The sequence below is a fragment of the Robinsoniella sp. RHS genome, from assembly GCF_001029355.1.
Lineage (GTDB): Bacteria > Bacillota > Clostridia > Lachnospirales > Lachnospiraceae > Robinsoniella > Robinsoniella peoriensis.
Map to the genome: position 1 here is coordinate 60,129 of NZ_JNGB01000015.1, position 14,772 is coordinate 74,900.

Here is a 14,772-nt window from a genome sequence, read left to right on the forward strand (position 1 = left end):
TTTTCAAACACACTCAAGAACTGTGACTCCTTCTCCAATTGGTTTTCGGCATCCATCCGGCATAATGAACTCTCCAGTTAACCCTTTTGGTATATTTACCCTATACCTTCCTTCGCACTTGCAGAAGTCAAAATTTATATTGCCCCTTGGAGTTACTACACTACCTGCTATATCATCTGCATAGTCGAGATTTGGCTGGATCAAAACAGTCTCCCACCCTGGACTTCCCATCTTGATACCTGCAATACTTCTGCTAAATTCAAAAAGTGGTAAGGCGCTCCATGCATGGCATTCGCTTCGTCCGTTTTCAGGCTCTTCCGGGCAAGTTGTACAATCCCACTCAATCAGGCGTTTCCATTTCTCCATAAATCCCTGCGTTAGATAATAGTCTCCAACCCACTCAAATGCCCTGAATAATTCATAAGAGGTAGAAAAAGAACACGGAAGAATATTTGGATAATCAAGTGTTTTCTTCAGTATAATACTTCCTTCTTTTTTGGTAACCATTCTATTTAAAATGGCCCAAGCCTGTGCATGCTGGCTATATTGGTCAGTATCTGGACCTTCTTTATATAAACCATTCTTTTCATCCCAGCACAACTTCTGAACTTGGATCAATACATTCTGTTGCCGCTGTGTGTATTCTTCTGCCATACCATATCTTCCGGTAATTTCGTTAATGCGGGCACCACATTTTAATGCGTACGCATACATCAGATTGATAATCGTTGATGGTCCGGTTAAAGCAGCCGTTGGAACCCCCATATTATCTCTCCAGGCTTCCTGCCAGTCAACAAATTGCCAGTAACCAAGATGTTCCACTAATCCTTCATTCCCAATATGCAGCTCGTAGTACGATAAAATAGAATCAACATCAACCCGGTAACGCAGTAACTCTGTTATATCTTTTGTATGTAGATAATATTCTTCCAGCATATAAATAAAATGTAAGGAAAATGTCGAAATAATTTGTGGAAATGCACTTGGATATTTCCCTTGAATTAATCCATCCGGAATCATTGAATAATGGAAATCCTTGAGCGCTTTCTTTACCAGTCTCACATCACTGCTCACCGAGTAGGTAAACAGCGCCTGTAACCGGGTATCCATAATAAACTGCATTTGTTCATAAAAGGGACAGTCCATATAGGTTTCCATCATACAATTTTGCAGTGTACGAATACACATGTCCCATAATCTTTCAATCCAGATTGTCGAGGATTTAATAGTAGATTCAATCATAAGCGGGTATCCCGTTCTATACATCTGAGGAAGATAAAGCTGTACTTCTTCTTTAGCGGTCTGAACCTCGATACAAATAAATCGAAAGGTCTTCACCCAAAAAGGCTCATAAGTAAATAATTGACCGGGCAAAATTATTTGGTGCGTTTCTCCCCGGAGTTCTCCGTTCTTATAATCTGTCCTTTTTATTTCACTTCCTGCTGCACTATATTTCTCACTATATGTAATACGAACTTTTGCTCCGGTTCCCTTTGAAAACTGAAATTTAAGATAGGCATTCGTATGCTTCTCTGCATCAAGAATTATTTTCTGACAGCTGTCAGGCTTTATCAACATGCATTTTTCTCGTACCAGAAGCTCCGGATTACATTTTTCTGTAAACAACTGCTGTTCTTCATAAAGCAACGGTATCTCACGCTCCTGTATTCTGAAAGCACCATAAAGACCCACCTTTTCCATCAACCCATCCGCTTTTACCAGCCCCCATCTAAGCGGTTCTGCCCATCCTTTGCTATCAAACTGCTCCGTCTTCCATCCTAAAGGGTGTTTTCTAAAATCAATATTTTCTAAAACAGCCCCCAGATTCATTGTTATTTCATCTGATATCAAATAAAAACTACCATCTAGATATACCCGCCAGGGTGCTTTTCCCGTCGTCAGATCTACATCTTTTCCTTTACCGTAAACCTTCCCCTCTACTGCCAGTAAATGCCCTGCTGGCAGCGATGATACTGCAAATATAGGAGCACGTTCCTGATATTGGTGTGATACTGCATTAGGATCACAAAATAGCACCTGAACTGCCAGAATATTTTTACCGGTCTTCATATATCTGGTAATATCCACAGTTTCATAATACTGTCGGTTACGATCTCCTTTACAGGGACCAGATAATACTGAATGACTATTGACCCACAAGCGGTATCTGGAATTAGCGGTTATATTAATTACCGCTTTATCGATTTCTCCACTCTCAACTACGCATCGATAATATGCATAACGTCCATTCAAATCTCCATGCAGAATATTCCATCTGCGTTTCTCACTCATTGGTATCCCCAGCCACATTGCTTCTTTCCATTCTAACTTTTTATCCATCATTCTTGCTCCCATACTCTGTTGGCCTCACATTTGTATACATTTTAAAAACTCTGCTAAAATAAAATTGATCACGAAAACCTACCATTAGAGCTACATCTTTAATTAGAATATCCGGGTCTCTCATGAGAATCTGTTTTGCTTTTTCAATTCTTTTTGATGTTAGATACATATTAAACGACTGATTGGCATATTTTCTAAAAATATAACTCAAATGACTTTGTGACACATGGAATTCATTTACAATTGAATGTAATGAAACATGCTCTGCCAAGTGACTCTCCACAAAACGGCAAACAGATTCGAAATACTCAGGTGTATCCAATTTTCCTCCTTCTTTCTCTTCTTTAAACAGAAAATCACAGATATTTTGAAATAACTCCTCTATACTTAAAGAATGATACAATATCTCATTCAGGAGATATTCACTATCATTGTTATAATAACTACAGCGGCAAATTTTTTTGATCGCAGTTTCTACCTGTACTTGCACAACTCGACGTTTTTCAAAACTTAAACACAGTATTTTAAGCTCTGCTTTTGCTTTAATATATTGTTTTTTACTTAAATAAAATACAATCTTCTGTATTCTGTCCTGCTCTTCCTCATTAATATCAACCGGTTCTTGTTGTTCTCTAAGAACAATATTTTGACTGATTCCACAGATTAAACATTGTTGCAGTGTCTTATAAACTTCACCAATTAATGTCGTCATCATATCGATACCGAAAGCTCTTGGAATTTCAACAATTGTTAAAAATCCCTGTTCCTGATAAAATTTCTCGCTGCACTTCTTTATTATTAATTTCAGTTCTCTTTTTGAATTCAAGCAGCTCTTTGGTAACAGATAAAATGCTTCCTCCTCATCCCTGGCATATAGAAAGTATGAACCATAGATATTAGTCACTACTTCCGCATTTTTATTATCCCGAAACTGAGCAGGCAAATGATTTCTTCGCAACAGAAATGCATAATATTCTTCATTTCCAAAAAATCTCTTAAGTTTTTCTTTTTCCACTGCGATTCCCTGACATAAGTCCTTGAACAGCTGTTTCTTCTCGCTGAGTTCCAGATTTTCCAACATTTGAAAAAGCCTTACCATAATATTTGTAAATTCTTCCGGATCCACGGGCTTTAAGATATATTCAAAAACCTGATTGGTAATCGCTTTCTTTGCGTATTCAAATTCTGAGTAGCCACTTACAATAATGAGCTGAATATCCCGATTTCTTCTTCTTATCTCTTCAATTAGCTCCATTCCACCTATACCAGCCATCTTAATATCGGTAATTATCACATCTGCTCCCGAACGCTCAAAAACTTCAAGGCACTTTTCTCCGCTTTTCGCTGTTCCCACTACTTCAAAGCCTGTGCATTTTGACTCAATAATCCCTTGGATATATTCGATTGCTGCAACCTCATCATCCACTAGTATTACTCTATACATTATTTATCCTCCTGGCATATCTTCACAGTCACTAATGCACCGATGTCATTATTTTCTATATTAAAACTCAATCTTTCTCCATATATCAGAAAAAAGCGCAGATAAGTATTTACAATTCCCATTCCTCCAATTTCAAACCCAGGCTGGCTGCATAACAGTTCATTACGAGCTTCTTCGATTTTCATTCTAACATTCTTTAATTTCTCTTCTTGAAATCCACAGCCATCATCCTGAATAGCTAATAACCAACCATCTGTTAACTTTTCGCCCCTAACCACAACATTCATCTTAGATCCGCCAAAACCATGTTTAATGCTGTTTTCAGCGAGTTGCTGTAATCCAAGTTTGGGGATCATCATATTTTCCATATCTTTGTCAATCATAAATTCATAAGTAAAATCTTCTTTAAACCTCTCACGTATCAGAAAGAAATAATTTTTGAGATACTGTATTTCCTCACTTACAGGGGCTTCCCGTTCCCGCGTATTAGTGGAATAGCGTAAAATGGCACCAAGCTTGCTGCAGATGCGGCAAATCATGTCATCATTCGCTTTCATTCCCCGGTTTGCTATAATATTTAACACATTGAAAATAAAGTGCGGATTAACACCCGCCTGCAACGCATCAAATTGAGCCTGCATCTGCAGCTTCACTGCCCTATTTTCAAGTTCCAGTGAATGATCCAGCCGCTTCAGCAGATGATCAAATGATTTTCCGAGAGATTCAACTTCTTTAATATTTGAATGAAAAACAAAAGGGTCTCTGAGATTTTCAATATCCTTCTTTTCAATTAAATCCGATATCTCAATAATTGGTTTCGTTAAATAACGGGTTGAAAGCTGAACAAAAATCAGAATAACGATAATAAATACCAGGATAATAATTACATCCGGATACGATGCCATACGTGCCTTTGATTTAAGTATCTTACCATCAGCAAGAACAGACGCTTTGATTCCTGTCAAAGATGATGAAAAACTATTAATAATTTCCTGATCATTGCTGTTTTGAATATTATCAATCAGGGGATTCCCCTGACTATCGTGAATAATATAACTTATGTCATCTGGCAGTTCCAACTTTGTAATGTCATATTCTACCTCAATATAAGTACCTTGATATCCTTTGACTTCCTGTACCATGGATATGACATGTTTATTACTGTCATCCCAATTACTTGGATGAACCGAACGAATTATCCTGCCCTGTTTCTTATGTTCAGTCATCTCCTGATAATTTTGTTCCTTTAATTCAGATTTCACAAATTCTTCATTCAGTTTACCTGATTTCGTTATAGCTGTCCCATCTTTGTTGAATACAATTACATTAGAAAAATTACGATTAAGATACCACGCCCCCAAATTAATGCGTATACTTCTAATGGCTTCTGCCACATCATATTTCACTTCAGGACGTTTATTTTCAGATACTAGTATCTTCATGCCGTTAAGAACATCTATATCAGATAAAATAAAGCTTATTGCAAATTCCATCTGTTCCACCGCCGTATTCATCTTGTTACCAATCTGTTCCGCCTGCTTTTTTAGTACCGCCTGTTCTTCCTTTTCATATACTTGAATTTTATGGTTATAGTAAAAACTAAATGATATCACTGCAATAATAATTCCCATTGCTGCAAAGAGGAAAAATACCTTCCGGCTATATTTCATATCATAACCTCCTAATTTAACCTAAGTATATCGGAAGATTCAGCTGCCTGCAATCATCCTTTTACGGAACCTGCCACCATTCCTTCTACAATTCTTCTATTAAAAATCAGAAACAAAATAAGCATAGGAACTATAATTATAATGATATCAGCAAACAATAAATTGTATGAGCTCTGGAAAGTTCCTTTATAATTAAATAAGGTTAACTGAACCGTCGAATTTTCATAACCCGGAAGAAAATATAACGGATTTGTAAAATCATTAAATACTGTTACGGCATTTAAAATAATCACTGTTGCCGTAACAGGCTTAAGCAGCGGGAAAATAATTCTAAAAAACACTTTCCATGATGAACATCCATCTATATAAGCAGCCTCTTCAAGTTCGACCGGAATTGTTCCCACAAAACCACGATACAGCATTATTGTAAACGGAATTAATAGCGAAGTTTCAATCAAAATCATTGCAAACATTGTCTTGTAGATATGAAATATTTTAAGCAGCCAAATCGTTGGTAAGATGGATGGCGGCAGCATTAAACCAATCATAACCATCAGATTAGCTATTTTAGTCATGCCGCTTCTTCTTCTTTGTATCACGTAGCCTGCCATCGAGCAAAAGAAAATGAGTAAAGTCACTGCTCCCAGTGTTAAAATTGCACTGTTCTTAAATGCCATAACAATTTGGTAATTGTTATTTGTGAACACTTCAATATAATTCTGAAAATGCAGTTCCGTCGGCAGAGAGAAACTCAATCTGTTAGCTTCAGGTCTGCTTTTTAGAGAATTAAACAGCATAAAGAGAAAGGGGAGGACAAAAATAAACGTTGCCATGAAACATCCGATACCTTCTTTTAACCAGCATATCTTATACTTTTTCATAATTGTGCCTCCTTACGGTATAAATAGCTCTGCAGCGGTACTGCCAATACGATAATCAGCACTAGCATAATCACATTGCCTGCTGTTGAAAGTCCATAAAAACCACTGACATACTGTTTGTATACTATTGACGCTAACGTATCTGTTGCAAATCCAGGACCACCACCTGTCATAGACCATATCAGATCAAAACTTCGAATTCCCCCAATAAACGATAGAATTATTACAGAATTTCTGGCACTTGCAGATAACGGTACGGTGATATACCTCATCTTCTGCCATTTATTGGCTCCATCAATCTCAGCAGCTTCATAATAGGTACGATCGATTGACTGTATTCCAGCAATATATATAATTACTGCAACACTCAACCCTTTCCATATATCCACTAAAACAACAGAATATAATGCAATATCCGCATTTCCCAGCCAATTCACGCCAGCTAATCCAAACAACTCTATTATTTTATTAATCATACCTTTTGTTGGATGCATCAAGCTGCTAAACGTAATCCCAACTGCAATAGTACTAACAAGATTCGGAAAAAACACAGCAGATCGAATATATGTCTTGCTCTTTAATCTTCCTGTTAAAAATAAAGCGATAACAAATGCCAGCAAAACTTTTGTACCACTCGTTAGAATAGAATAAATAAGTGTGTTTTTAATTCCTATCGATAAAGATGAATCATCAAAAAACATTTTATAATTATCAAATCCACAAAATGTAGCCGTGTCAAAGTTCCAAACCGTCATACTATAGTAAATAGATATAACAGTTGGAATCATAAAGAACACCCCAAATACAATCATTGCCGGCAGTAAAAATTTATGTGAATACATTTTTTCCTGTTTCATGCTCAATTCCTTTCTGCTTTAAAACAGGCTGTGAGCCTTATTATTCAAGACACACAGCCCATATCCTTTTGCTATTCACTCCAATCCAGTCCCAGCTGTACAGCTTGTTTATAACAATCCTTATCATATTTCACAGCTGCTTCCTGACCAGTCACTTGTCCGTTAGCTACTTCAACACATATAGATTCACATCCCGGTCCCTTCACTGGTGTTTCATATTCCTGCGCCAGCGCTGTTCTCCCCTCGTCAAAATACACCTGCATATCTTCTTCTACCGCTTTAAAAGCTTCCCCTTTTGATGCATATCCAACGACGCTGTAAGGACCTGTTGGTAACTGAATTTCACTGTATGCATCCAGGGCTTCATCAGATATGTAAAACTCCAGAAATTTTACCGCTGCATCTATTTTGTCACTGTCCTTGCTTACATATACTGCATTTGGAGGCCATACAGTCATTCCGTTTTTATCTGCATCATCACCAGGAACCGCAAAAAAACCAATCTTGTCTACCACATCTTTACCGTATAATGAATAAATATTAGATAATGCCTGTGTTTGCATAAAATAATGACACCCTTCTCCTTCGGCCAGCATCACACATCCATCATCATAGGTAGCCACTGCATAATCTTCATTGTAATAAGGAATAATATCTGCATATTTTTCAAAACTGCGGACTGCTATTGGTGTAGTTGCATATTTCGCTTTTCCAGATTCAAATTCTTTTGAAAAATCCGGTTCTTCAGCAGTGATATTGTAATAATCCGCCAAAAATACCAGCTGGCTTGTCCATGAAGAGCCAAAGGTTCCTATCACTGCAGTTTCTTTTGCTTCTTTTAGTACTTCACAATTCTGTAGGAACTCATCCCATGTTTTCGGCACTTTCAATCCGTATTTCTTATACATTTCTTTGTTGTAAAGAACCCCTCCACCCATTGATGCAGACTGAGGTATTCCATATACTGCTTTATCTACTGTCACAGAACTCTTAAAAGTATCCTCGATTCGATTCATCAGGTTTTCATAGGTACTTATATCAATGAAATATTCCGAGGGATTCAAACGCTTCATAAGACTTCCAGAATTATAAAATATCAAATCGGGTGCCTCACCGCTGGCCAGCAGCGAACGCAGGGTTGTCTCATCTGCATCGGAATACGGCTGAGCCACTATTGTTATCCCCATCTGCTCTTTCGCCATCTCTGCCACTACCTCAAAAGCATCCGGTACAAAACTGGTAGGATATCCTACTGTCAATGTTACTTCTTCTTCATTTTCAGTTTCTGGTCTATCCGTTTTCTCAGTGTCTTTTCCCTTATCTGTAACCTCCGTCGTCTTAACTGTTCCCGTATTACCACCATTGTCATTTCCACAACCTGCCAATGCAGTAACTGTAATAATTACTGATGCCATAACTAATGTTACTAATTTCCTTTTCATATAATCCTCCTTTAACATGATACATCGATGTGTACTTTGTAGTGCTATTCTAGATGATTATTAAAACTTTTGCCATAGAATTTTAAAGGAAGTTGCATGTAAAATCCAAGGATAATTTTTTAATACAGAACGTACAATGGAATGTGTTTTAAAATTGCTTCTGACAGCATGCAGATGGCAGGTATGAATTTTCAACGCGTTCTATCCGCACTTAATCGAAATAAGCCAAGTATCATATTGATACCCGGCTTTATTTCTCATGTTAGAAAACATATTAATATTGCATAGCAATCCCTTTACTATTCCCCAGTCTCCCTTGCCGCCAGTATGGCAATCCCCGGTTTTCCCGGAAGTTTCACTTCAAAAATACCATTCACATGTTCAGCTGCAACTGTCCTAGTCATCTCCCATACATCGATGATCTCCACGGTATAAAGATGTTCTTCCGGTAATTGCATTTTACCATAAATCGTACACATGTCTCCAAAGTACTTCAGATACACCTCTTTCCCCACATGAATAACCGGATCTGTGAAGAACTCCAGCATATGGGTGAATTCTTCATCTGTCATGTTCGACATGCAGATATATACAGGATTATCACTGACGCCGGGTATATTCTGTTCCAGCATTTGTTTTAACTGCGCCCGGTTCTCTATTTGCAGACTGTCTTCCGGCTTAAATAAAACCGGCGTTCCCGGAAATGACTCTGTCAATTTTCTTAAGAAGCCTATCCGCTCCATACTTTGCCCTTTTAGGATTCCGCCCTTACTCCACCATAGACATTGATCATCATTCATCTCGTCCATATAAGTCTCCCCATGAGTGGCATATCCCCCATAGCAGACGATCTTCCAGAAACGGTTCACCATTTCAAACGCAGACAGATTTCCCCAGCTGTAGGGAATATTTCCTTCATAGCCAAGTTCATCATAGATAACCGGTTTACCAAATTTCCTGAACAATGCCGGTATTTTGGGGGCATCCGCATCCTGCAAGCAGACATGGGTGGTATCCGTATTGGAAAAATCCCACGGATGTACAAAATTGTGGTTGCTTAACAAATGCCCGCCCCCATCATTTCTTCCTAAAAAGGCCGCCATTTCTTCCCAGCGTTCCTTTGTAAAATCTGTCATCTGTTCGTATTCATTAGCCAGTGACCACCATACGTTTGGATATGCTGAAATCCTTCGCATCACATACTCCAGATAAGTAAGGCATTCTCCCTGATTAAGATGCATAAACCCCCAGTGATCATAGGGATGGAATAAAATTAAATCTACCTGTACCCCCATTTCATCAAACTGTGAAATGCGCAGCTCCAGTTCTTCCCAGAATTCCATGCATGGACGGTTCACATCCCAGCTGCCCTCTTCATTTTTCTCGAATGCAAAGAGCTTTGGTTCGTTATCATTAAATGCATAGTGTTTGGGGAATACGCAGAAGCGGATCTTGTTAAATGGTGAACCCTTCATGGTCTCCATAGTTTGTTCCACTACCTGATGTTCCTGGTGCAGCAAAGCATACACAGTGGTACCAAAAGGCAGGTATTTTGTCCCGTCCTGGTATCGGAAAACAGTTCCTTCAGCCTTTACCATCCCGTGCCTGCCATCGGATGCCGGTTCTACCTGTTTTTGTCCAGCCGCCTGCACAATCCCGCTCACATTATAGTGCAGAATACCCGGCTCTTCCGGCATAAACCGCACTTTGTATCTTCCCTTTCCGGCATAGAAACCTTTTCTGGTATAATGCTTTCCATTCAGTACAAATTCCGCTAAAACATTTACATGCACCCAGTCATTTCCGGGATCGCATCCTATTAAATCTATTTCTAATACATCATATTGCTTCATCTATATACCTCCTCAATAGCGCAAGCTTGCTTTCTTCTTTACCATTCAACCGTTTACTCATAATCCTCGATCTTCCATTCCTCTTTTCCATTCAGCTGCTTACTCATAATCCTCGATCTTCCATTCCTCTTTTCCATTCAGCCGCTTACTCATAATCCTCGATCTTCCATTCCTCTTTCCAATCCACATATACCATGCCGTCCGTAAACCGCAGTGGCAGCCATACATAATCAGCAATAGAAGTATTTCTGTTTACATCATGGACCAGATGCCTGTCCAGCCCTTCTGAGGATATGATTTCATCAATATCCTTCCTTTTCTCTTCATCCGGATGAAATGCCATCTCAAATACTTTCCGGTAATCTTCGTAGCCGGTGTGTACGAATTCAGGCAGCCATCTGTCGGCGCAGGCGATATACAGGTCTTTCTTTCCCTGCACTTTGAATACCGACGAAATTTGTGAATGATAAGATGTCCCTGATTCATCATTGGGATGGGGATTTCCAAGTACACGAAACGGACCGTGCCAGGTATCCGCCACAGCAACTTCTGAAGGATTGGGAAGGTAGCCGCTTGTTCCCGATGTAAGCAGGTAATGTTTGCCTTTTCTCATGAAATGTGCTGTTGCCTCCCTTACATAGGGTGGTCCACTATGGGGAAAATGCGTACTGTAATATCCGGTTACGTCCGTATAGTCAGGCGTCAGATCAGCACAGATCGTCTCACTGTGTACCCGTTCAAAATAATAATAGGCTTTTCCATCCGGTGCCACCGCTAGGTCGAAATCCCCGGCACTCATATTTAATGGTTTCAGCCCTTCCCGGACTTTTGTATATGGTCCTAATATGTGATCGGACGTCAATATCGTTTCTGTCTGGGAGCCATTTTTGTTCATTATTTTTAACCAGCAAACATACTTTTTGGTATCCGCGTTGTAAATAATATGCGGGCGGTCCATCATCGCTGTGGGATGCAGAGAAGATGCAGGAGCTTCTGTATCCGGTTTTATGATCAGCCCCTTATCCTCCCAGTTATACAGGTCTACCGATGCATAGCACCGCACTCCCCAATGCCAGATATCATCTCTGCCGGTTGTTTTTTCCTTATTTTCACCGTACCAGTAGTAAACGCCGTCCAGATATATTACGGAACCACCGTGTGCCTGTATTCTGCTGCCGTTTGTATCCAGCCAGATTTGGCAGGGACGTATTGTATGATACATTTATATTACCTCCTCAAGTCTGTCTATTGATTCATTCCTGATATCCGTTCGCTCAGGAACCGGTCTGAAATTGCATGTTCACCTTATTCTTGTTACCGGTATCATTTGAAGCCTGCGTTCCATTTGCTCAAGGTCCATAAGTTCCCGAATTTGTTCCAGGGCAGCCGGATCCATTTCCTTAAGGGCATCACTCAGTGGTTTATTAAGATCCGGTGCCAGATCCTTTGACATGATCCCAATCCTATCCGTCAGATCATATAAAACATCTGCCGCCTCGGGTACCGATATCATTTCATTCACCGAATAATCAAATGAATAGCACGCCCCTGCATCCCATTGTAAATCATAGGTTATCTGATACTCTCCTGCCGGAAGATCTGCGTACCTGTACCCGCCGCTGGCTTCCTGCAGGAGCTGACTGTCGATCCCCACAATTGTTTCCGGTTTTGGACAGGGAAGGTAAACTGCCGCCTTAGCATCAAAGGGTATCGTAATATTCATCTGCATCTTATTATCCGCCACCTCCCAGCGGCTGTGAATAGAGCCTGCCGGTGACTGATAGTCTGCCTGTGCATATTTCAGCTTTTTGCAAAGAGTGGGTTTTATCACAAACTGCTTAAATCCCGGATATTGTTCCTGAATCTGCAGTCCGCAAACGCTTTGGTACAACCACTCTACAATTGACCCATAGGCATAGTGATTCAATGAATTCATACCGGTGTCTGATATTCTGCCATCCGGTAATATGGAGTTCCATCTTTCCCAGATGGTTGTCGCTCCCATCCTGATCTCATACAGCCATCCCGGATAATCTTCCTGAAAAAAGATTCGGTATGCATGATCTGCATAGCCATGCGCAGACAATACCCGGCAGAGATACGGTGTTCCAACAAATCCTGTTGTCAGGTGCATGTTATCCTCTTCCACCCGCCTTGCTAAGTCCTCCACCACTCTTGTTTCCCACTCTTTTGGTATCAGCTCCATATATAAGGCGAGAATATATGCCGTCTGGGTTTTGATTGTCAATCTGCCGTTGGGTGAAAAGTATTCATTTAAAATCGCTTGTTTTACCCTCTCCGACAATTCCCGGTAGTATTCTTCATCATCCGTAAAACCCAGTACCTTAGCACTTTTGCTGACCAAATCCGCCGAGTAGGAATAGTAGGCAGATGCAATGTAGACTTTATCTGTGCCTCCCTGGGTTCCGCCTGCTGTCCTGCCATCCAGAGCCAGCCAGTCACCAAATTGAAATCCTGTCCTCCATAGCCAGGAACTGCCATCCGCCTCATCCTGTCGCCTGATCCAGTCTACCCAGGCCTTCATGCTCTCATACTGGCGCTTAAGAATCGTGATATCCCCATAATGCAGATACAGGCGCCAGGGTATTATAACCGCGGCATCCCCCCATGCAGCAGATCCACCCTGAATCGGATCGCTGACATCCGTTTTCCTTTTCGTAAAAGATGGAATGATATTTCCGACCATTCCATTCTGAAGTTTTTGTTCATTCCAAAGGTCCTGCAGATATTTCGTATAAAATTCGTAAGTTTCCATATTATAGGAGGCAGTTTCGCTAAAAACCTGAGCATCTCCTGTCCATCCCATCCGTTCGTCACGTTGCGGACAATCCGTCGGGACGTCCACGAAATTTCCTCTCTGACTCCATTTGGCATTTTCAAACAGTTGATTGACCTGTGGATCAGAAGTGGTAATCTGACCGGTTTCTTCTAAATCAGAATACATCGCATATCCGGTAAAATCCTCTATGACCGGCTCTTTCGTAAATCCCTCCAGTTTAACATAACGAAAACCATAGAATACGAAATGCGGCTCTGCAATACGTTCTTCCCCATTGGCAATATAGATGTACTCCTGTTTTGCACTTCGTAAATTCTCATTATAAAAGCAATCATCCTGCAATACTTCTCCAAAACTAAACTTTAACCTGGTACCATATGGCTCATGTATCCGTACAGCCAGCCCCCCTGCTAAGTTCTGTCCCATATCAAGCACCAGTTCGTTCTTCTTCGTTCTAAAAAGCGAGACAGGTTTCACCGTTTCTTTTTTGCATACCGGCAGCGACAGCCGGTCCACAATCCTGCCTAAGTTTTCCGGCTCCCACCGCCGTACTGCATCCAGGTCTGCATTGTCCGGTTCAAGTGTACCAGAACCTTTATCCAAATTGTCCGGTTCCGTTGTTCCAGAACCTTTATCCAAATTGAATTCAGACCTCTGACCGTCACGGATTTCTTTGCGGGCATCATAGATTTCTCCGTCATAAAGGCTATCTGCTATGACCGGTGCTTCTATACATTTCCAGTCAGTATCCGTCCCAATCTCCATTTCACTGCCGTCTAAAAGAGTGATACGCAGTTCCATCCGTAAAGCAAACCTGTCTGATGCCTGTGAGTGCACATCCGGACCAAAGACACCGAAACGTCCTTTTGCCCAGCCATTGCCTAAAATAGCCCCGATTACATTTTCTCCTGTTCCCAAAAACTTTGTGATATCATAGGTGTAACACTGTATTCCCTTTTCATATACGGTACAGCCCGGTGCAAAATACTCATTGCCCACTTTGGACCCATTTAACATTAGTTCATACATCCCCACGCCAACTGCATAGGCTCTGGCTGATCTGACCGGCTGTTCCAGGGTAAACTTGTGCCAAATATATGGATGAATGGCGTTATCTTCCCATGCAGGTGTAATCCAGTGAAACTTCCACGGTACATCACGACGCCCCGTCTCAAACCACGAAACCTTAGAAACCCCTTCATCGCCCCCATCTCCCCAAACTGATACCTGCCAGTAATATCTGGTAAACGGCAAAAGTTCAATGGGGATGGTCGTACCTAAGCCAGACAGTGTGTTATCCTTACCGGTGTCATATATGATCTTGTTCAATTGGGCATCCAATGCCACTACTATTCTGGCTGTTTTCTGCTTCTTATCCAAGGTTTCCGTTACTGTCCATGATATAACAGGCTGTTCAAACCAAAATCCCAACGGGTTTTTCATATGATTTGTTCTGCATCTTACAATTTTCATTATTTTCTC

General features: G+C 40.5%; 9 protein-coding genes. All 9 read right to left on the reverse strand.

Translation table 11 applies throughout. The features are described from left to right. Positions 1-3: 3 nt before the first annotated feature. The 9 genes from RHS_RS07870 to RHS_RS07910 all read right to left on the reverse strand — a co-directional run bounded on the left by RHS_RS07870 (position 4) and on the right by RHS_RS07910 (position 14,763). A complete protein-coding gene (locus tag RHS_RS07870; protein WP_395021762.1) occupies positions 4-2,355 on the reverse strand; it encodes an alpha-L-rhamnosidase C-terminal domain-containing protein in 2,352 nt (783 codons plus the stop codon). Continuing rightward, the gene (locus RHS_RS07875; protein ID WP_044294736.1) at positions 2,333-3,787 is read right to left on the reverse strand and encodes a response regulator; all 1,455 of its coding nucleotides are present in this window, start codon (positions 3,785-3,787) and stop codon (positions 2,333-2,335) included. The genes RHS_RS07870 and RHS_RS07875 overlap by 23 nt, the downstream gene beginning before the upstream one ends. Then, positions 3,787-5,457, reverse strand: coding sequence for a sensor histidine kinase (locus RHS_RS07880; RefSeq protein WP_047832858.1), 1,671 nt, complete (start codon positions 5,455-5,457; stop codon positions 3,787-3,789). Before RHS_RS07880 ends, RHS_RS07875 begins: the two co-directional genes overlap by 1 nt. 53 nt (positions 5,458-5,510) lie before the next feature. Further along, positions 5,511-6,338 (reverse strand): carbohydrate ABC transporter permease, encoded by an 828-nt coding sequence (locus tag RHS_RS07885; RefSeq protein WP_141728679.1) that lies wholly within the window; start codon positions 6,336-6,338, stop codon positions 5,511-5,513. Beyond that, positions 6,335-7,195 carry a carbohydrate ABC transporter permease gene (locus RHS_RS07890; protein ID WP_027294475.1) on the reverse strand — a complete coding sequence of 287 codons (861 nt, stop codon included), beginning with the start codon at positions 7,193-7,195 and terminating at the stop codon, positions 6,335-6,337. Before RHS_RS07890 ends, RHS_RS07885 begins: the two co-directional genes overlap by 4 nt. Positions 7,196-7,266: 71 nt before the next feature. Further along, positions 7,267-8,637: an extracellular solute-binding protein gene (locus RHS_RS07895; RefSeq protein WP_047832859.1), complete on the reverse strand. Its 1,371-nt coding sequence runs from the start codon at positions 8,635-8,637 to the stop codon at positions 7,267-7,269. Between the two features lie 299 nt (positions 8,638-8,936). Then, the gene (locus RHS_RS07900; RefSeq protein WP_395021765.1) at positions 8,937-10,490 is read right to left on the reverse strand and encodes a DUF5060 domain-containing protein; all 1,554 of its coding nucleotides are present in this window, start codon (positions 10,488-10,490) and stop codon (positions 8,937-8,939) included. Between the two features lie 145 nt (positions 10,491-10,635). Then, positions 10,636-11,712: a family 43 glycosylhydrolase gene (locus RHS_RS07905; RefSeq protein ID WP_047832860.1), complete on the reverse strand. Its 1,077-nt coding sequence runs from the start codon at positions 11,710-11,712 to the stop codon at positions 10,636-10,638. A gap of 78 nt (positions 11,713-11,790) precedes the next feature. Continuing rightward, a complete protein-coding gene (locus tag RHS_RS07910) occupies positions 11,791-14,763 on the reverse strand; it encodes a family 78 glycoside hydrolase catalytic domain (protein ID WP_377146953.1) in 2,973 nt (990 codons plus the stop codon). Positions 14,764-14,772: the final 9 nt, after the last annotated feature.